A 21,171-nucleotide genomic window follows, 5' to 3' on the forward strand; every position below is an offset into this window, starting at 1 on the left:
TAAAAATAGGCTAGTATTGAATTTCTCGGCATTTTCTTATATAATGAATAGTACGACTTTATTACTACGGGGACGTTACGGATTCGACAGGGATAGGTCGAGCTTGAGTTGCGAGCCGGGGGGATCGGCCCCGTCATCAACGTCAAAGCCAATAATAACTGGCAAACAAAACAACAATTTAGCTTTCGCTGCCTAATAGCAGTCTGAATAGCTGATCCTCCGTGCATCACCCATGTGCTACGGTAAGGGTCTCACTTTTAAGTGGGTTACGCTCGCTTGTCTCCGTCTGGGGCAAACGAGAAGAGCATAATCAGACTAGCTAGATAGACGCCTGTCGCCGGGCAGACATCTATGCGAAATCCAAATACGGCAACTACGCTCGTAGATGCTCAAGTGCCGATATTTCTGGACGTGGGTTCGACTCCCACCGTCTCCATCTTTTAGGTTTGATCAAGACAGGTTATCTTTTCGGAAATGGCTTTACAAAGCTGTTTCCGAAAAGATAACCTGTCTTTTTTATTTGAGTATTCATGATTAGTTTTGAAAAAATTCTTCACCGATTTGCCACATAATAAATCCATGAATCATAAATCTCCAACTCCGTTTGTATATTTTTATGCTATTTTAAAAAAGAACTTAAGTAACTAATTATAAAATACATACAAAGGAGTTTCTCATGAAAAAATACCCAAAATGGTTATTTGTCTGTATCTTTCTTTTCTCATTCTTGCTAGTCATCAGTCTTTTCCAAGCAGAACCAAAAGCAGCGCAGCTTTCTCCCCGTACTTTTCATCCTGTGGAGATCCACACGGTTTACGACACTAGTGTTTTTGTACTGGGAAATGCTGCACCAAACAGTATCGTCACGATTCAAACTAGCTATCGCAGCTATCGTGCGCGAACGAGTAACACAGGTTATTATGGCATTACATTAGATCAGAAGGAGAGAGTGAATGCTAAAATAACCGTTGCCTGTGATTCGGTTTGGTACCGAACAAGCACTACTTATGTAAAAAAAGACTTGAATCCGCTGAAGAAACCTTATATTCAGCCAGTTACGAATGAGGATCTAGTTGTAAGGGGGCGTGCTGGTAATGCTTCTCATGAACAATTCAAGATCGATGGTGATTTCTATTGGGGTTTTCCTAATAAAGATGGCGATTTTACCATTCAATTAAATAAAAAATATCGAGTAGGAAGTAATATCGAGGTAGCTGGTCAAAATGAAACAAGGATGACTGCTTTTGAACAGTCAAAGGTGATAAAAAAAGAAACACTTGTAGCTCCCACACTCTCGGTGATCACAGATAAAGACACCACTATCGATGGGATCGCACCAGATGCAGAGGTTGTGTATGTAACGATCGAAGGAGCTGTTTATCAAGCATTGCCAAATGCTTCGACGGGGTGCTTTTCATATCCGATTAAATAGGACCTACCCTGCAGGAACGATAGTGGAGGCGTACAGCCAAAGTGGGTCTACTAGCAGTTCGAAAACGACAGTAAAAGTCATCCCTAGCCAAGCAAAAATCAAGCAGCCCACGATCCAGCCAGTTTCTAGTTCCGACCGAGTTGTTACAGGAACAGCAGATGCAAATGTGAAAATCATTGCCCAAATAGGCGTGGATAACTATGAAGGTTATAGCAATAGCATGGGGGAATATACGATTCGACTGGATAAGACCTATCCCGCAGGAACTTATATCTCCGTGTATGCGGTAAAGGGTTCTGATCGTAGTGAAACCGCTTATGCTTCGGTTGTTCAAGGAGAATTTTTGCTAGGTGTGAATATGGCTACTGATAAAGATAGGGAAATCAGTGGTAGAACAGTTGCCAATGCTACAGTTACGGTCATGATCAAAGACCGATTGTATCAGGGCAAAGCAAATAGCAGCGGTCTGTTCGCTATTCCGATCGAAAGTATATATTCGGCTGGGCAAAACATCCTAGTTACCGCAATTGATCCAGTTTCTAAACGAAGTGAGCAGAAAACGGTGCAATTGTATCCTAGCAGACCGAGTATCAATACAGTTCGGGCAGGAGCAGACAGTGTTTCTGGAATTGCCAGTCCGAATGCTTATGTGATCGTTCAAATAGGCGGGAAAGAATATGGTGCATATGCCAGTGCTTCGGGATATTATTTTATAGCTATCAATCCGAATGATGCCGTGCGTGGAGCACAGATAACTGTTTCACAAATCGTAAATGGAATTGAAAGTATAGCGAATGAGATTGAAATCCTAAATTGATTCAGTTGTTCTTAAATAAATATTAAGCCTTTCTTTGCCTTAATTTATGAAAATCATCAATATTTCTCTACATCTTTTCCCTTAGTCATTTGCTATAATTGGCTCTGACAGAATAGTAGAAAGAGGCAACTAAATGACGAAAATCCAAAAAATCAAACAAAATCTTATCATGCTGACAGTTTTACTTGCTCTAATCAGCTGTTATATCATTTCTTTAGCAGAAAAAAGCAACCAATACAGTGCCAATTTTATGCTTATGCAAATTGTGTTCTTAGTGATTGGCGCAGTGGTATGCATCGCATTTTCCAAATGTTCGATCGCATTTATCCGCCGCAATATTTGGTATTTTTATGGAGGTGTCCTGCTTTTTCTGTTGATTCTTTTGATACCGAACCCGCTCGCTCCAGTTCTCAATGGAGCGAGGAGGTGGTATCGGTTTGCCGGTTTTTCGCTCCAGCCTTCTGAAATCTTTAAATCCTTTTTTATTCTTCTACTCGCTCATATCGCGATCAAATATGAAAAACAGTCATGGAAACAGAAAGGGATCATGCTGTTGGCAGGAATCCCCATTTTATTACTGATTTTCAAACAACCGGATTTGGGAACCACTATCGTATATGGAATTACCGCTTTTGTGATCCTGCTTTTTACAATCAAATCTGCGACGTGGATCAGCGGCTTGATTATAGGAATGCTGAGCAGCGTGTTTCTATTTGGCTATGTGCTACTGAAGCACGTCGATTGGCTGGAAAAAGTTGGACTGCATCCTTATCAGTTTCGCCGCATCTATGCGTGGTTGGATCCGGAAAATAATCCGAATGACGCTTATCAGGTCAATCTTTCGTTAAAATCGATCGGCTCTGGAACTCTCTCTGGGAACCATGCTTCAGGAACAACTATGTATATTCCCGAAAGTCATACAGATATGGTTTTCAGTACGATCGGAAACCAGTTTGGCTTTATCGGTGTGAGTTTGCTACTTTTTATATTTATGCTATTTCTTTTGCAAATTGTAAGTGCAGCTATGCAGATGAAGCGACCATTTTCCATGCTGGTGCTGACTGGTTTTGCTACTATGTACGCCTTCAATATTTTTGAAAATATCGCGATGGTGATCGGGCTGATGCCGCTAACAGGGATTCCATTACCGTTTATCAGTTACGGCGGGAGTTCAGTACTTGGAAACATGATCGCGCTTGGTATTATGTTTGCGGTGATAAATGAGGATTCATTGGCGTCTGAGATATAAGTCGAAATAGTAAAGGAATCACTGAAACTCCATTTTCAAATGGTGTTCTCATGTGATTCCTTTTTTCGATATAATCATTATGAAACTAAAAAAGAAACAATCGGCTGATTATCGTTTCGGAGCGCGATATCCTGCGGCTTCAGCTTCTTCTACAGTATTAAACCATTGTACGACATTTGTAGTACGATCATAGTAGGTGCTTCCGGGAACGTGGTAAATCTTATTAACACTTCCTTTGATCGCTCCGTGTTTTTCTGGTGTTGCAGTAGTCGTCTTGGGTGAAGAAGTACTCTTTTGTGAGGAGGATGCTACAGATTTTTCGGCTGCTTTTTCTTTGGTAGCTTGTTCTTGTTTTTCTTTTTCTGCGGCCTGGACTTGCTTTCTCGCTACTTTTTCTTTTTTTGCTGCGATAGCCTTTGCCTCACGTTCGGCTTTTGCAAGTTCTTTTGCTTCTTTCTTGTCTTTCTCTGCTTGCTTTTTCTCTGCTAATTGTCGTTGTTTTTCTTCGCTTTTTTCTTTCCTTGCTGTTTCTTTCGCCACAAGTGCTGCATTTTCTTCTTTCGTACTTGTCAATTCCGCTTGAAGCGTGGTCTTTTCCTTCGTCAATTTTGCGATCTGCTGATCTTTTTCTACAATCTGGTCGTCATTGGCAGCATTGAAGGATCCAATCGTGGAAAATAACAAACCAGCAAGCAAGCAGATCACTAGCCATTTCTTAGGTCTGTGCCGGATCGCATTGACGATCAGCCAAATGCCGGCAATAAAAAACATAAACATCCCGATTATTACTAAAGTTATCATCTCTTTCCCTCTCCCTTTTTGTGATGTGGTTCACTTTATTTTATCATAATGCATAAATAACCTTAATAATTAATTCCATTTTCTTTCCATTTTATTTACTTTTGTTTGCTAAGCTAGAGAGAGTCACCAGATAAAAGGGGCGATAAAGATGGTGAAAAGGGTTTTGTTAGTAGTAGCGGTTTTAGTAGTAGCTTATTTGATTGTATTTTCGATATGGAAATACCAAGGAAACGAGACGTTATCTACAGTGAACAATGTTATTTCCATGAGCACGATCAACCATACGTGGAAAATGTAAAAAATGGATTAGCATTTTTATATAAAAATAAATCACAGATCCATTCTCACTCGAAAAAGGCAAGAAAGAAAACACATGATTTTCTTTCCTGCCTTTTTTAGATTTCATATTCTTCTTTCAAAATAGAGTAGTAACTATCATCCACAAAAGTGTCTTTTTCAAAACGATTTTTGCGCAAGATCCCTTCATGCGTCATCCCCAAGCGTTGGAGCACTCTTTCAGAAGCCTTGTTCCTTGTATCATGAAGCCCATAGATCCTTTCAAGACCAAGGATTTCAAATCCTAATCGAAGCAGTAGCTTTCCTGCCTCTGTTGCATAGCCATGTCCAGTATGATCTTGATGCAGGACATATCCAATTTCAGCGGAACGGCTTTTTTCTTTAACACGAAAATCGATCGTCCCTATAAAGGCACCGTTTCCCCGTAATTCGATTCCGTATTTCCCAAGTGGTTCCGCCATGAAATAGTCGGCGATCCCGTCGATCGTTCGTTCTAGGTCTTCATGAGGCGGAAAAATGTATTTGGTGGTATCAGGGTGTGAAGCGTACGCATACATTTCTTCTGCATCAGCAAAAGTGACCGGACGTAAAATTATTCTTTCCCCTTCAATGCGACGATTTTCTAGCAGTTTTCTAGCTATATTCATGGATATTCACACCTTTTTTTATTTTTGCTTATAAGTATATCTTGAAAAGCAGTTTTTTCGCAATAGAAACAGTATTGCAACCGCTTTCTATTTATGCTATGCTAACACAAATAGGATTGTTACTGCTATGCAGGCAAAACCTTGATTGAACCAAGACGCATTGTTTTGGGTCAGTTTAGGTTTTTTTCTTTTGAAGGAGGCAATGTACGGAATGCAAATTAAAAAAGTATTGAACAACAATGTTGTCGTCGTTGAGACTGCTGATCAAAAGGAAATGATTGTAATGGGGCGAGGAATTGCATTTCAAAAAAAAACGGGGGATTTTATTCAAGAGGAGCTGATCGAAAAAACATTTATCTTGGAAACGGCTGCCTTGTCTGAGAAATTAAAGGAGCTATTGAGCGATATTCCGCTTGCGCATCTGCGAGTGGCGGATGATATTGTTCAGTATGCTCAAGAAAAGTTAGAAACGGATCTGAAAGAAAATATCTACCTGACACTCACGGATCACGTTAATTTTGCTATTTCTAGATATAAAAAAGGGATTCATCTGAAAAATGCACTATTGTGGGAGATCAAACGATTTTATCGCGAAGAGTTTCATGTCGGACTACAGGCATTGGCGTTTATCCAAAAAGAAACGGGTGTTGAGCTGGATGAAGACGAAGCAGGTTTTATCGCCCTCCATTTAGTAAATGCCCGCGTGGATAAGCAGCAAATCGACCAAACGGTGGTCATGACCAATATCGTCCAAGATATTTTAGGCATTGTAAAATATCACTATGGAGTCGTTTTAGATGAAAGCTCCTTGAATTACACTCGGTTTGTAACGCATCTACAATACGTAGCTCAGCGGATCATCAACGGGGAATTGGTAGAGTCACAAGATGATTTTTTGTATGAACATGTGAAACGCAAGTACAATCGGGCTTTTAAATGTATGGAAAAAATCAATCATTATCTCGAGGCGCAGCACCAAGTGATGCTTAGCCGTGATGAATGCGTTTATCTAACGATCCATATTTTCCGGGTCATGGAAAGAGATACGAAAGAGCCGGATCAGTTCTAGCCGTTTAATGCCTCAGCCAAAGGGTATCTAGTAAAGAAAATATAGACTAGGCTGGAGGTATGGCAATGTTATATAGCGAATCAGATAAAACGCGCAAGGAGAGTTATCGTGTCCCGCTTTTCGCATCAGAAGAAGAGCAGATCCGCATCCCAAACTACAAGTTGAAGGATGAACCGATCGAAGCGAGGATCGCTTATCAGTTGGTCAAAGATGAATTGATGGATGAAGGGAATGCAAGGCAGAATCTAGCAACATTTTGCCAAACATATATGGAACCGGAAGCTACAAAGCTAATGTCCGAAACATTGGAGAAAAATGCTGTCGACAAATCCGAATACCCGCAAACGGCCGAATTAGAAAATAAATGTGTCAATATTTTAGCAGATCTCTGGCATGCACCGTCTGCGGAAAAATATAGTGGCACCTCCACGGTCGGCTCTTCCGAAGCTTGTATGCTGGGCGGTCTGGCAATGAAATTCCGCTGGCGGAAAAAAGCAGAGGAGCGAGGTCTGGATATAGCGAAACAACGGCCAAATCTTGTGATCTCCTCTGGTTATCAAGTCTGCTGGGAAAAATTCTGTGTCTACTGGGATGTCGATATGCGCGTTGTACCGATGGATGAAGCACATTTGCGTCTAGATACGGATAAGGTGCTTGATTATGTAGATGAGTATACGATCGGGATCGTCGGTATTCTCGGAATCACGTATACAGGCGAGTTTGATGATATCCAAGCATTGGATAAAATCGTCGCTGGCTACAATAAAACACATGATCACGAATTAGTGATCCATATCGATGGTGCTAGCGGAGCAATGTTCGCACCTTTCGTTGAACCAGATCTGAAATGGGACTTTCAGCTCGATAATGTTGTTTCCATCAATACTTCCGGCCATAAATATGGGCTAGTATATCCAGGAGTAGGCTGGATCATCTGGCGTGGAGAAGAATACCTACCGCGGGAACTTGTTTTTGATGTTAGCTATTTGGGTGGTTCGATGCCGACAATGGCGATCAATTTTTCTAGAAGTGCCAGCCAAATCATTGGTCAATATTATAATTTTCTGCGCTATGGTTTTTCCGGTTATAAAAAAATCCATGAACGGACACGTGATACCGCACTTTACTTAGCAAAAATCGTAAAAGAGACAGGATACTTCGACGTGATCCATGAAGGCGCTAATCTGCCGATCGTTTGTTATAAAATGAAAGCAGATCTGGATGTGGAGTGGACATTATACGATCTTGCGGATCAGCTTTTGATGAAAGGCTGGCAGGTTCCTGCTTACCCACTTCCAGATAATTTATCTGATACGATCGTTCAACGTTTTGTTTGCCGCGCTGATTTGGGGTATAATGTTGCTGAAGAGTTTGCGAAAGACTTCCAGGAAGCGATCCATAACCTCGAACATGTACGGGTATTGTACCATGCAGATAAAAATCAAGGAACTTACGGCTTCACACATTAACAGAGCCGAAACACTTTGGATTTGGAGAGCTTGCGCCTGGCGTGAGTTCTTTTTTTGTAATAAATGAAAGTAATTCTCATTTAGACATGTTATAATAAAGAAAGAATTTTTGCTGAAAGTGAGGAGAACGTGATGAAGCGACAAAGCTATATTTGGCTTACAATGGCTGTTTTAGCAGTTTTACTGACAGCATGCGGTAAAACGACTGGCACGGAAACTTCTAAGCCGGATTCTCCTAAAAAGGAAGTCGCACAAAAAGCTATTTTGACTGTAAAAGATATGACAGGGAGAGATGTTGCATTTGACACTCCGCCAAAACGGATTGTTGCCCTTACAAATAGTGATCTTAATATTATTTATGCACTAGGAGGGACTGTCGTTGGTCGGCAAACTCAAGACGCTAGCGGTGTTCATCCGAAAAAAGCTGCAAAGGCGCAAGAAGTCGGAAATACGCATGATATCAATTTAGAACGAATCGCGGCAACGAATAGTGACGTTGTAGTAGCAAGTGCCGAGCAAAATCAGAAAGATGTTCCGGCTTTAGAGGGAATCGGCACGAAAGTGATTTTAACAGGTGCAAATTCATTACAAGACATCGACAAACAAATCAGTGTTTTGGGATCACTGATCGCTAAGCGCTCAGAAGCTAAAAAGTTACAAGCTGACTTAGATAAAAAAGTCGAGGCTGTAAAAAAAGAACAAGCTGGCAAACATGTAAAAGCGTTAATGGTCCTTGGCGCACCGGGGAGCAATTATGCGGCATTGCCATCCTCTTTAAGTGGCAATATCTTAGAAGTGGCCGGCGGGGAAAATGTTGCGAAAAATCTCCGTGGGGTAGAGAATTTTCCACAATATGCTGCACTTAATGTAGAAAAAATCATTGCAGCCGATCCTGAAATTATTTTTCTGATGATCCACGGTGGCGATGCGAAAGATACTGAAAAAGCATTTCGGAAGCAGTTAAAAGAAAATAAAGCGTGGAATCAAACAAAAGCTGTGAAAAATGATCATATCGTTGTTTTACCAGCAGATTTATTTGGTACCAACCCAGGAATTCGTGTCACGGAAGCATTAGATCTGATGAAGAATGAAATCAATAAGGTGGGAAAATGAAATGGCGTTAGACCGCAAACAAGATCCGAGGCATAAACGAAGAATCATCACGGCGATCACCGTGCTCTTTTTACTGGTCGTCGTCTTTCTTTATGGATTGACAACCGGATCAGTTAAAATCAGCTATCTTGATGCTGTCAAAACGATTTTCGGCAACGGCTCGGATCTTTCGCATCAATTGATTTGGAATCTTCGGTTGCCGCGGATGCTCATCGCTTTCTTAGTAGGGGCAGCTTTGGCCATTTCCGGTTGTCTGCTGCAAGGAGTCATGCGCAATCCGTTGGCAGATCCAGGTGTGATCGGCGTGTCGGCAGGAGGAGGACTGGTTGCGATCGTGCTGACGATCGTCGTACCGGCTTTTAGTAGTTTTGTTCCACTTGGAGCATTTATCGGTGCATTTGGAACGGCGCTACTTATCTATCTAGTGGCCTGGGATAGAGGCGTCTCGCCGCTGCGAGTCATTTTATCCGGTGTGGCGATCAATGCTTTTATCACTGCAATGACTTCCGGGATCATGGTGCTTTACAGCAATCGTGTACAAAGCGTGATTTCATGGTTGACTGGAACATTATCTGGAAAAAGCTGGTATCATTTTCAACTTATTTTGCCTTATTTATTGGTAGGATTTGTACTCAGTATTTTTGCGATCCGTTCCTCAAATGTACTGCTTTTGGGCGATGATGCTGCTAAGTTACTTGGCTATTCAGTTGAAAAACACCGCTTTTTCATCATTATGCTGGCTGCTTTCCTAAGCGGCGTGGCAGTTAGTGTCGGGGGATTGATCGGTTTCGTCGGACTTGTCGTACCGCACATCGTCCGTTTGATCATTGGTAATGATTATCGTTACTTATTACCGATCTCTGCAGTTGGCGGAGCCGTTTTAGTCGGTTTTGCCGATACAGCAGCCAGAAGCTGGTTTGGGTCGATCGAACTTCCAGTGGGAATACTGCTTGCGATCATCGGTGCCCCATTCTTCTTATTCCTATTAAAACGCGGAAGGGTGGTATCCTAATGGATTTGATCACATTTAAGAATATATCCTTCTCAAGAAGAAATAATTTTCACATGGACGATATTTCTTTTCAAATAACAAGTGGCAAAATCACAACGCTAGTCGGTCCAAACGGTTCCGGCAAATCGACGCTTCTTCGTTTGTTGATGCGTTTATTGACGCCAAATAAAGGAGAAATCCTGCTTGGCGATAAAAATATCACTGCTTTTTCTGCTAAAGAATATGCCAAAAAAATGACAATGCTAGCGCAATCGCCGGAAGGAATGATCGATGTCGTCGTTCGCGATCTCGTTAGTTATGGACGCGTGCCCCATCGCTCTTTTTTGAGTGGCTTGCAAAAAGAAGATGAAGATGCGATCGACTGGGCGATTGAAGTTTGTCGTCTCGGAGCGCTTGCTTATCGTCCGATCCATACCTTATCTGGGGGAGAAAGACAGCGCGCTTGGTTAGCCATGGCGCTTGCCCAAAAAACACCGATTCTCCTATTGGATGAACCGACTACTTACTTAGATATCGCTCATCAGCTAGAACTTCTAGATCTCCTTAAAGAATTAAATGAGAAATACGGTCTTACGATCATCCTTGTGTTGCATGATTTGAATCAAGCAGCATTATACAGTGATCACTGTATCGTATGTGAGGATGGAGCCATCAAGCAAGTGGGACCACCAAAGGAAGTATTTACAGAAGCCTTATTAGAAGAAGTTTTCCACATTTCGGCGGAACTAAGTACCCGTGCAGGAAAATTATCTATCCAGCCAATTGCTTCTACCCGTTTTGGAAATAACTAGATTAGAAATTGATGAAAATACTTCCTATCCAATAGAAACTCTATTATAATGTAAAAGTATACTTACAGAAGCATTGCGTGTGAATTTTTGCAATTAGAATGTTTCGCTCATCTTTTTTGAGTGAATTCAGAGATGAATGCTGTAATGATCAGGATCTAGAAACTGTTTGGGGAGAAAATGTGTTGTTAGAACCCATCAGTAAGGAGCGTTAAATCATGGATGAAAAGAATAAATTAACAGGACGCATTGACTATGGACTGGTCTTATCACTGATGTTGCTTGCAATCATTAGTTTAGTGTCTATTTATAGTGCGCAAATCACAAACAATCAATACGATGCCAACTTTGTGATCAAACAGGGCGTGTGGTTCGTGGTTGGTACATTTGCCATCATTGTCATGATGCAGCTAGATTACGAACGATTGTTGGGCTGGGCATATTATTTTTATGGTTTCGGCATTTTGCTATTAATCTTTGTATTGGCATTTGGTAAAGAAGTAAAAGGAGCAAAAAGTTGGATCATCATTCCTTTTCTAGGAAGTATCCAACCTTCTGAGATCGTAAAAGTAATTTTGATTATTGTACTCGCCAAAGTCATCTGGGACCACAACCGCAAGTATCAAGTACACACATTTGCCTACGATAGTTGGCTTTTACTTAAAATCGGTATTTTTACACTTGTTCCTTTGATTTTCATTATGTTGCAACCCGATTTAGGTACAGCACTAGTATTTATCGCCATTATGAGCGGTATGATCTTGGTTTCCGGTATAACATGGAAAATCATCGTCCCGCTTTATGGTAGCATACTGGCGGTTGGGTCGACATTGATCTGGATCGTTATCAATCACCAAGATTGGCTCTTGCGGCTAGGTTTCAAGCCATATCAATTTGAACGAATCACCACTTGGATCAATCCAGAAAACGATCCGCAAGGCGGCGGGTATCAAGTGTTGCGGGCAATGACTGCGATCGGTTCAGGTCAGATCAGCGGGAACGGAACAGGCTATGATGCTATTGCAATCCCGGAAAACCACAATGACTTTATTTTTACAGTGATCGGCGGCGACTATGGTTTCATTGGTGCCAGCGTTCTGCTAGCACTCTATTTCTTGCTCATCTATCAAATTATTCGCGTTGCCTTGGACATCAAAGTTCCTTTCTACTCCTATATTTGTACAGGCGTAGTTATGATGATCATGTTCCACGTATTGGAAAATGTCGGTATGAACATCGGCCTGTTGCCGATTACAGGGATACCACTTCCTTTCATCAGTTATGGTGGTTCTGCCTTGCTGGGAAACATGATGGCAGTAGGCGTGATACTGAGTATTCGATTCAATTATCAGAAGTCTATGTTTGAAGTAAAAGAACGAAGACATGCAGAATAAGTAACTAAAAAAGGCAGTCGTTGCGGATATATTTCGCAACGACTGCTTTTTTAGTGATGAAAGACATAATTTTGTCACAAATGCGCTGGAAAATTGAATTTGTGCATCATCCTAGTCCTTGAAAAGACCCTAAAATATAAAATATATAACTTGTACTTTAAGTAAAGTATTGTTTTGGACTAGGAGGAAATGCAAAAATGAATTACAAAAAGGTAGTAACATGGATTATGTTGCTTGGTATGATAGCTTATATTATTCAACCAAGTTTGACGTCAATAGTAAACACTATTAAAAACCAATCCACATTGCAAGCAAATAATTATAGCCGCTCCAGTGAATTGGTATTGAAAAACGAAAACGGACAAAAGTTGACGGATCTATCTTTAAAGGCAGCAGAAAAGACCACTGTTGCGATTGAAGATACCCATCCGAAAAATCGTTCCGTCACTATCAAATTACCGCAAAATGTGGAATTAGATCAAGCAAAGCTGCAGGCAGATAACGTGCAGAATAAAGCGACGATCGCATATGCGAAAGAAAATCATCAACTGATGATTATTTGGCAAGCCGCTGAAAAGCCAGAAGCTGAAAAGGCAGAGGAGAAAACTGAAGAAAAAGACACAACTCCTAGAAAAGCACAAATCAATCTTACTGCAAAAGCACAAGTAAATGAGAACGAAGAAAAAGGAGAAATCCAAGCTACAACCAAGGCAGATGACGGCACGCTAGAAGAAGCTGCCCCTGTGCAAGTAGTTGTAGAAAAAGAAGAACAAGCATCTAAAGACGAAGAAAAAGATGCAAAAAAAGAAGATAAAGATACAAAAGAGGAAGATAAAACTGCTGATAAAAAAGAAGAAAAAGACAAAAAGAAAAAGATCTCAACACGAGCAGCTGAAGAACAACAGGTCTATCTTTCTGATGTAAAGGAAATGAGCGTAGAATCCGGAACAGCGCCATTCACAACCGGTAAGGATGGCGATCCAGGTGAAGATACGAGTAAAGACAATGACATTGTTCGTAGTAGAGATAAAGTAACCTATCATTACGCACTCACAACTGCTTCGCATGATGGGGAAATCTATAATAATATCGAAGTTAAAGCAACACTGAAAATGCCAGTCGAAGAAATCAATGGCCTAGGCTCTGTAGTAGATAATAATGGTAAACCATATAAATCGGCTGTAACTGGGAAAACAGATTTTGTGACAGATGAGCAAACTATCAAACTAGACCAGACAGGTCGTTCAAAGTACTTTGATTTTAGCTATAACGTTGGCTTTATGCCAAATGGTCATAAAATGCCAAAACCAACAGTAGAGCTCAAAATTATGAAAGTAAATGGTGTTCCGGTGGCTGAACCGGATACAAAAGAACTAACTACTGACAAAGAATTGACGGTTTCTGCTAAGCCTATTACAAATCTGTATGCAGATGCACGATTCACTGACGGCGAAAAATTCAACACGATCACCCAAACGGAAGATAAGCCAAATGCATATTTGCAAATCGGGGGCTTCTCAGTTTTTGCTGCTATACCAAAACCAGGACCGAATAATAGCATGTCGGGTGTTGGTTATGCGCTGCCGGATACTGGTAAGGTAAAAGTAGAATTCACCCCTTCCATGGTTGGAAGTAAGGGAACGGTTAAGGTTCCGGAGAACAGCAGTGCAATGAATGTTTATCGATATGGTTTGATGCGTAATGGTTCGCTGGATCAGCCAACAGCTTTTGACAGCTATAAAGCAAATGACTTGGCAGATATTTTATATAAAAAGATGGGGTATAACGAGCGCGAGGGAAATGGCATGCCCAAAATTGAGAATCTCCCCAACGGAAATATTTTGGTGACCTACGATATAAAGGACTATAAAGATATTGAGTTTAACAGTTATTTTGGGGATACAGTCATAAATACGGCAACGGCAATCATCTATTCCCCGCTAGAGGGAACAGATCCCAATACTATCATGACTTTCCGATATGCTCCTACTAAAGCTAGCTTTAGCTATCAAGGGGAAGAAAAGAATGTACCGGTGGGAAGGAAATATATTGACTCATGGCAGATAAAGCGTATAGACTTTGACACTGTTGATCCCTTGAGATTTGAGCGTTTCAGAGTGATGAGTAATAGTAATAAAGGAACTTCCGAGAGGTTATCTTACATCTATGGAGAAAACACGCAAACCATGTATTTAGATACTTCTTTAATGAATAACTGGATCAGCCCACATTTTATATTCAAAATGTCGGGAAAAGACTATTGGAAGAGTGTTTCCCAAGAGTATTCAACTAAGTTGGTCGATGAAGATGGTACAATTTATACCCCGACACTCAAATACGGAAAATTAAAAGGGAATGACTATTCGCCAGAAAAAGTATATTCCTATACAGAAGATGACTATGAGTGGAGCGGCTCACCAACAGGAGCATCAGCTGTGATGGCTGTCTATGATACAAAAGGAAAAGCTGTAACGATCGCTGATTCAGGATCTAAAATATTTACAATAGGTATAAAAGGAACATTTCAAGATGACCTTTTACGTGGTACTAAATCAAAAGATGGCCAACCATACACCGTCGCTGCTTCTGGTTTTTCTTATGATAAACAAGGAAATAAGTTACAGGCAATCGATACAAGTAAACCAAGTGGGTTAGTTCCATATGAATGGGACGGAGTATCAAATGGTTTTTCCGGCGGCAAGCAGGCCCCCTTCCAGAAAAACTTTTTCCTAGAACCGAGATACATCAGTTTAAATAGTGTAATGCCATCAAGTAATGGACTTAAATTAAAAACAATCGATCAATCCTTTACAGTTGGAATGTATTTGACTTGGGAATCGGGCGAAATAGGGGAAAAAGCAGTGGTATTGAAAACGACGCTTCCAAAAGGAGTGACGTACGATGCGTCCACTGTAAAAGTTCCTGACTTCCTTAAACTGACAAGCAAAACACCAAAGGTGGAAGAACTGACAGATGGGAGAATGGTCCTGACTTGGACAGGGACCATCGATAAGCAGACAGAAAAGCTCTTCGGAAATTATCGCTCAGGAAGCATTCTCAAATTCACGGCAATGCTAGATGAAAACGAGATCGGCGATAGCACAAGATTCAGTATCGGAAATTCTATCGATATTCCACAAGCCAAATTTTCTGCCTCTGGAAATGGCTATGTCGAAATCGGCGATGATCTCCTTAAAGAATGGGGAATCGTGAAATCTGTCAGCAAGAAAGTATTAGAGCAAGGCGATAACTTTGTTTATCGATTAACAACAGATATTCGCACAGATGAACCACAAAAGAATATTAAAGTGTTGGATGTATTGCCGCGCAATGGAGAATTAGGCTCTGTCATCAACGGAAGTTATCATCTTTCCGCAATCAAGACCTCGTCAGATGATATGGAAGTTTTCTATACAGATAAAAAAGTCGACCGGAATGCCGATCCTAATAAGCTTGATATAAGTGAGGCAAATGGATGGAAGAAGTACACAAGCGGAGAACTCCCAGATGGAACCACCGCCGTCTTCTATACGATACCAGGACCGATCAGCAGTTCCAAACAAGGTGGACAACAAGCCTTCATTGAATTTTATATCACCCCTACTGGGAATGCCTCCGGTGATATTTACCGAAATACAGTAACAGCTAACTCAGACGATGGGCTTAAACTACAAGGTAATATGTGCCGGACGGCAGTTGTCGATAGAGATATTCAAGGGAAAGCATGGATCGATGGGAATAAAGATGGTTTAGTAGGCGCTAGTGAGACCGTCTTGAAAGATGTTCCAATCAAGTTGTACAAAGAATCCGATAACGGTTCCTTAGAAGAAATAACAGAAAATCTAGAAGGCGATGATATTACTTCTCTTAAAACGGATGAAAATGGCAACTACCTTATCAAGCATTTAGATGAAGGAAACTATCGAGTTGGATTCGATCTTTCCAAAGAACTAGATACAGGAAACTATTTCATCACGAAAAAAGGGATCAACGCCTCTGACCCAAGCAGCAAAATTGATGAAAACAATAAAGAAGGCGACTATTATTTAACAGATGCATACGTCCTACCCGCAACTTCAAAATTAACGACCGACCATTTTGTTTTAGATAACATCAATGCGGGAATCACTGCATTTGCGGACTTTGAACTGAAGAAAAATGTCCTAGATAAAGATGGAACAGATATCAACAATCAGAATGTCCATGTTGATGATGTTTTAACTTATCAGTTAACAGTAAAAAATCCAGTTGCAGGTTCACAAGTCGATGATATTCAAATCACGGATGAAATTCCACAAGGATTAGAATATGTAAAGGGTACTTTAAAAGTTAATGACAAATCCATTGAAGATAAATATATCGATGGACAAAAATTGGACTACCGCGTTGATAAACTTGCAGGAGCTTCTGAATATGTAGTGAAATTTGACGTGAAAGTCACGAATCAAGCAAAAGGAACACTGACAAACATAGCAGAAGCATACGGTAAAGATAACGGAATAGATTTCTCTAAAGAGGACAGTCAAGAAGTCGCATCCGATTCTACTCCGAAAATAACAAAAAGCATCGAAGACAAAGCAGCTAAATATAAATTAGGCGATATCGTCACCTATAAAATCATTGCCAGCAACGAAAAAGGGGCTCCACTCAATGAAGTAAATATAGGTGATGAACTAACCAATGATTTAGATTACGTCAAAGGAAGTACAACTATCAATGGTCAAAAAGTAAAAGATAATATTTGGAGCCAAGATAATATATTAACGTATACGACAAGTGAATTAGTCAGTGGAAGCAATATTGAAATCGTTTATAAGGCAAAAATAAAACGCGTACCAACCAATGGAGAAATAAAAAATACAGCTGTAATGAATGGTAAAAATCCATGGGGTACAGATAAAAATGTAGAAGACACAGTTTCGCTTCAATCAGAAATGGCTGATAACGCGTTGACTGTGAAGAAAACAGTCGAAACACCAACCGGAGAATCGCTAAACGGCAAGACCGTTCAAGTTGGCGACAAGATGCGTTATACGATCGTCGCAACGAACCAGATCGCCGGAACAGAACTGAGCGGTGTCACGATCGAAGATGCGATCGCGTCAGAACTCACCGTGGATAAAGCAAGTCTGAAAGTAGAAGATGAAGCTGGAAACGCGGTAGCGTATGATGGCGGTATCGATGGGAACAACCTATCGGTCGTGTTAGAGAAACTGGCTCATGGCCATCCAGTAAGTGTGAGCTTTGAAGTAACCGTCAGCGAAGCAGCGAGCGGGGAGATCACGAACATCGCGACCGGGAAAGTACCGGGGAACGATGAGACTCCAGAAGATAATCAGAAAGTGGATGTCCCTGTGACACCAAGCTTGAAGAAAATAGCGAGTGTCCAAGAAGCGAAGCTTGGAGATACGTATGAGTATCAAATCGAAGTGGGCAACGAAGCCGGCGGAGGTAAGTGGAACAATATCGCGATCCGTGACCAATTACCAGCGGAACTGAGCTATGTGGCAGGCAGCACGAAAGTGAACGGCCAAGCCGTCTCCGATGATGCATGGGCAGCTGGGAAATATGAAGCTACGATCGCGAGCCTCGCAAGTGGCGCGAAACAAACGATCACGTACAAAGTCCAAGTGAAACAAGTTCCAGCGAGCGGAGTGCTTACGAATGAAGTCAGCGCCGCCGGGGAACAAAGTGATGGAAAAGCTGTAGCGGCAACGCCAGCGAGTGTAGACGTCACGGCGGGGATCCCAAGTGGAGCCTTCGGCGTGAAGAAAACAGTCGAAACACCAACCGGAGAATCGCTAAACGGCAAGACCGTTCAAGTTGGCGACAAGATGCGTTATACGATCGTCGCAACGAACCAGATCGCCGGAACAGAACTGAGCGGCGTCACGATCGAAGATGCGATCGCGTCAGAACTTACCGTGGATAAAGCAAGTCTGAAAGTAGAAGATGAAGCTGGGAACGCGGTAGCGTATGATGGCGGTATCGATGGGAACAACCTATCGGTCGTGTTAGAGAAACTGGCTCATGGCCATCCAGTAAGTGTGAGCTTTGAAGTAACCGTCAGCGAAGCAGCGAGCGGGGAGATCACGAACATTGCGACCGGGAAAGTACCGGGGAACGATGAGACTCCAGAAGATAATCAGAAAGTGGATGTCCCTGTGACACCAAGCTTGAAGAAAATAGCGAGTGTCCAAGAAGCGAAGCTTGGAGATACGTATGAGTATCAAATCGAAGTGGGCAACGAAGCCGGCGGAGGTAAGTGGAACAATATCGCGATCCGTGACCAATTACCAGCGGAACTGAGCTATGTGGCAGGCAGCACGAAAGTGAACGGCCAAGCCGTCTCTGATGATGCATGGGCAGCTGGGAAATATGAAGCTACGATCGCGAGCCTCACAAGTGGCGCGAAACAAACGATCACGTACAAAGTCCAAGTGAAACAAGTTCCAGCGAGCGGAGTGCTTACGAATGAAGTCAGCGCCGCCGGGGAACAAAGTGACGGAAAAGCTGTAGCGGCAACGCCAGCGAGTGTAGACGTCACGGCGGGGATCCCAAGTGGAGCCTTCGGCGTGAAGAAAACAGTCGAAACACCAACCGGGGAATCGCTAAACGGCAAGACCGTTCAAGTTGGCGACAAGATGCGTTATACGATCGTCGCAACGAACCAGATCGCCGGAACAGAACTGAGCGGTGTCACGATCGAAGATGCGATCGCGTCAGAACTCACCGTGGATAAAGCAAGTCTGAAAGTAGAAGATGAAGCTGGAAACGCGGTAGCGTATAATGGCGGTATCGATGGGAACAACCTATCGGTCGTGCTAGAGAAACTGACTCATGGCCATCCAGTAAGTGTGAGCTTTGAAGTAACCGTCAGCGAAGCAGCGAGCGGGGAGATCACGAACATCGCGACCGGAAAAGTACCGGGGAACGATGAGACTCCAGAAGATAATCAGAAAGTGGATGTCCCTGTGACACCAAGCTTGAAGAAAACAGCGAGTGTGCAAGAAGCGAAGCTTGGGGATACGTATGAGTATCAAATCGAAGTGGGCAACGAAGCTGGCGGAGGTAAGTGGAACAATATCGCGATCCGTGACCAATTACCAGCAGAACTGAGCTATGTGGCAGGCAGCACGAAAGTGAACGGCCAAGCCGTCTCCGATGATGCGTGGGCAGCTGGGAAATATGAAGCTACGATCGCGAGCCTCGCAAGTGGCGCGAAACAAACGATCACGTACAAAGTCCAAGTGAAACAAGTTCCAGCGAGCGGAGTGCTTACGAATGAAGTCAGCGCCGCCGGGGAACAAAGTGATGGAAAAGCTGTAGCGGCAACGCCAGCGAGTGTAGACGTCACGGCGGGGATCCCAAGTGGAGCCTTCGGCGTGAAGAAAACAGTCGAAACACCAACCGGGGAATCGCTAAACGGCAAGACCGTTCAAGTTGGCGACAAGATGCGTTATACGATCGTCGCAACGAACCAGATCGCCGGAACAGAACTGAGCGGTGTCACGATCGAAGATGCGATCGCGTCAGAACTCACCGTGGATAAAGCAAGTCTGAAAGTAGAAGATGAAGCTGGAAACGCGGTAGCGTATGATGGCGGTATCGATGGGAACAACCTATCGGTCGTGCTAGAGAAACTGACTCATGGCCATCCAGTAAGTGTGAGCTTTGAAGTAACCGTCAGCGAAGCAGCGAGCGGGGAGATCACGAACATCGCGACCGGAAAAGTACCGGGGAACGATGAGACTCCAGAAGATAATCAGAAAGTGGATGTCCCTGTGACACCAAGCTTGAAGAAAACAGCGAGTGTGCAAGAAGCGAAGCTTGGGGATACGTATGAGTATCAAATCGAAGTGGGCAACGAAGCCGGCGGAGGTAAGTGGAACAATATCGCGATCCGTGACCAATTACCAGCGGAACTGAGCTATGTGGCAGGCAGCACGAAAGTGAACGGCCAAGCCGTCTCTGATGATGCATGGGCAGCTGGGAAATATGAAGCTACGATCGCGAGCCTCACAAGTGGCGCGAAACAAACGATCACGTACAAAGTCCAAGTGAAACAAGTTCCAGCGAGCGGAGTGCTTACGAATGAAGTCAGCGCCGCCGGGGAACAAAGTGACGGAAAAGCTGTAGCGGCAACGCCAGCGAGTGTAGACGTCACGGCGGGGATCCCAAGTGGAGCCTTCGGCGTGAAGAAAACAGTCGAAACACCAACCGGGGAATCGCTAAACGGCAAGACCGTTCAAGTTGGCGACAAGATGCGTTATACGATCGTCGCAACGAACCAGATCGCCGGAACAGAACTGAGCGGTGTCACGATCGAAGATGCGATCGCGTCAGAACTCACCGTGGATAAAGCAAGTCTGAAAGTAGAAGATGAAGCTGGAAACGCGGTAGCGTATGATGGCGGTATCGATGGGAACAACCTATCGGTCGTGCTAGAGAAACTGACTCATGGCCATCCAGTAAGTGTGAGCTTTGAAGTAACCGTCAGCGAAGCAGCGAGCGGGGAGATCACGAACATCGCGACCGGAAAAGTACCGGGGAACGATGAGACTCCAGAAGATAATCAGAAAGTGGATGTTCCTGTGACACCAAGCTTGAAGAAAACAGCGAGTGTGCAAGAAGCGAAGCTTGGGGATACGTATGAGTATCAAATCGAAGTGGGCAACGAAGCTGGCGGAGGTAAGTGGAACAATATCGCGATCCGTGACCAATTACCAGCGGAACTGAGCTATGTGGCAGGCAGCACGAAAGTGAACGGCCAAGCCGTCTCTGATGATGCATGGGCAGCTGGGAAATATGAAGCTACGATCGCGAGCCTCGCAAGTGGCGCGAAACAAACGATCACGTACAAAGTCCAAGTGAAACAAGTTCCAGCGAGCGGAGTGCTTACGAATGAAGTCAGCGCCGCCGGGGAACAAAGTGACGGAAAAGCTGTAGCGGCAACGCCAGCGAGTGTAGACGTCACGGCGGGGATCCCAAGTGGAGCCTTCGGCGTGAAGAAAACAGTCGAAACACCAACCGGGGAATCGCTAAACGGCAAGACCGTTCAAGTTGGCGACAAGATGCGTTAT

The 21,171-nt window shown here is 43.0% G+C and carries 13 protein-coding genes and 1 other RNA gene; 12 read left to right on the forward strand and 2 right to left on the reverse strand.

Annotated features, from left to right (window positions below; translation table 11 throughout):
- The first annotated feature begins 68 nt into the window (after positions 1-68).
- From ssrA to HMPREF0556_RS12180, 4 genes are all read left to right on the forward strand, one after another.
- Positions 69-439: a transfer-messenger RNA gene (ssrA, locus tag HMPREF0556_RS13235) on the forward strand.
- Between the two features lie 237 nt (positions 440-676).
- Positions 677-1,432, forward strand: a complete 756-nt coding sequence (locus HMPREF0556_RS12170) for a hypothetical protein (protein ID WP_003759047.1) — start codon at positions 677-679, stop codon at positions 1,430-1,432.
- 22 nt (positions 1,433-1,454) lie between these two features.
- Positions 1,455-2,249 (forward strand): Ig-like domain-containing protein, encoded by a 795-nt coding sequence (locus tag HMPREF0556_RS12175; protein WP_003759049.1) that lies wholly within the window; start codon positions 1,455-1,457, stop codon positions 2,247-2,249.
- Positions 2,250-2,382: 133 nt separating this feature from the next.
- Positions 2,383-3,498, forward strand: a complete 1,116-nt coding sequence (locus HMPREF0556_RS12180) for an FtsW/RodA/SpoVE family cell cycle protein (protein WP_003759051.1) — start codon at positions 2,383-2,385, stop codon at positions 3,496-3,498.
- A 108-nt stretch (positions 3,499-3,606) separates the two neighbouring features.
- On the opposite strand, the gene HMPREF0556_RS12185 is transcribed toward HMPREF0556_RS12180, so the two are convergent.
- Positions 3,607-4,299: a sunset domain-containing protein gene (locus HMPREF0556_RS12185; RefSeq protein WP_003759053.1), complete on the reverse strand. Its 693-nt coding sequence runs from the start codon at positions 4,297-4,299 to the stop codon at positions 3,607-3,609.
- A 148-nt stretch (positions 4,300-4,447) separates the two neighbouring features.
- Here HMPREF0556_RS12185 and HMPREF0556_RS13460 point away from each other — a divergent pair, with 148 nt between their 5' ends.
- Positions 4,448-4,597, forward strand: coding sequence for a hypothetical protein (locus tag HMPREF0556_RS13460; RefSeq protein WP_003759054.1), 150 nt, complete (start codon positions 4,448-4,450; stop codon positions 4,595-4,597).
- 97 nt (positions 4,598-4,694) lie between these two features.
- Here HMPREF0556_RS13460 and HMPREF0556_RS12190 read toward each other — a convergent pair whose 3' ends face one another.
- Complete coding sequence (locus tag HMPREF0556_RS12190; protein ID WP_003759056.1) at positions 4,695-5,243, reverse strand: GNAT family N-acetyltransferase; 549 nt, start codon at positions 5,241-5,243, stop codon at positions 4,695-4,697.
- Positions 5,244-5,454: 211 nt separating this feature from the next.
- Here HMPREF0556_RS12190 and licT point away from each other — a divergent pair, with 211 nt between their 5' ends.
- The 7 genes from licT to HMPREF0556_RS12225 all read left to right on the forward strand — a co-directional run.
- The gene (licT, locus tag HMPREF0556_RS12195; RefSeq protein ID WP_040486807.1) at positions 5,455-6,312 is read left to right on the forward strand and encodes a BglG family transcription antiterminator LicT; all 858 of its coding nucleotides are present in this window, start codon (positions 5,455-5,457) and stop codon (positions 6,310-6,312) included.
- A gap of 65 nt (positions 6,313-6,377) precedes the next feature.
- Complete coding sequence (gad, locus tag HMPREF0556_RS12200; protein WP_040486809.1) at positions 6,378-7,781, forward strand: glutamate decarboxylase; 1,404 nt, start codon at positions 6,378-6,380, stop codon at positions 7,779-7,781.
- Between the two features lie 132 nt (positions 7,782-7,913).
- Positions 7,914-8,894, forward strand: coding sequence for an ABC transporter substrate-binding protein (locus HMPREF0556_RS12205; protein WP_003759062.1), 981 nt, complete (start codon positions 7,914-7,916; stop codon positions 8,892-8,894).
- A gap of 1 nt (position 8,895) precedes the next feature.
- Entirely contained in the window at positions 8,896-9,906 is a 1,011-nt protein-coding gene (locus HMPREF0556_RS12210) for a FecCD family ABC transporter permease (RefSeq protein ID WP_036105774.1), read from the forward strand.
- Positions 9,906-10,697, forward strand: coding sequence for an ABC transporter ATP-binding protein (locus HMPREF0556_RS12215; protein ID WP_003759065.1), 792 nt, complete (start codon positions 9,906-9,908; stop codon positions 10,695-10,697). The genes HMPREF0556_RS12210 and HMPREF0556_RS12215 overlap by 1 nt, the downstream gene beginning before the upstream one ends.
- Before the next feature lie 215 nt (positions 10,698-10,912).
- Positions 10,913-12,088: a rod shape-determining protein RodA gene (gene rodA, locus HMPREF0556_RS12220; RefSeq protein WP_003759067.1), complete on the forward strand. Its 1,176-nt coding sequence runs from the start codon at positions 10,913-10,915 to the stop codon at positions 12,086-12,088.
- A 197-nt stretch (positions 12,089-12,285) separates the two neighbouring features.
- A partial coding sequence (locus tag HMPREF0556_RS12225) for an isopeptide-forming domain-containing fimbrial protein (RefSeq protein WP_003759068.1) occupies positions 12,286-21,171 on the forward strand: 8,886 nt, incomplete at its 3' end.

It is taken from the genome of Listeria grayi DSM 20601, assembly GCF_000148995.1.
In the GTDB taxonomy this organism is placed as follows: domain Bacteria; phylum Bacillota; class Bacilli; order Lactobacillales; family Listeriaceae; genus Listeria; species Listeria grayi.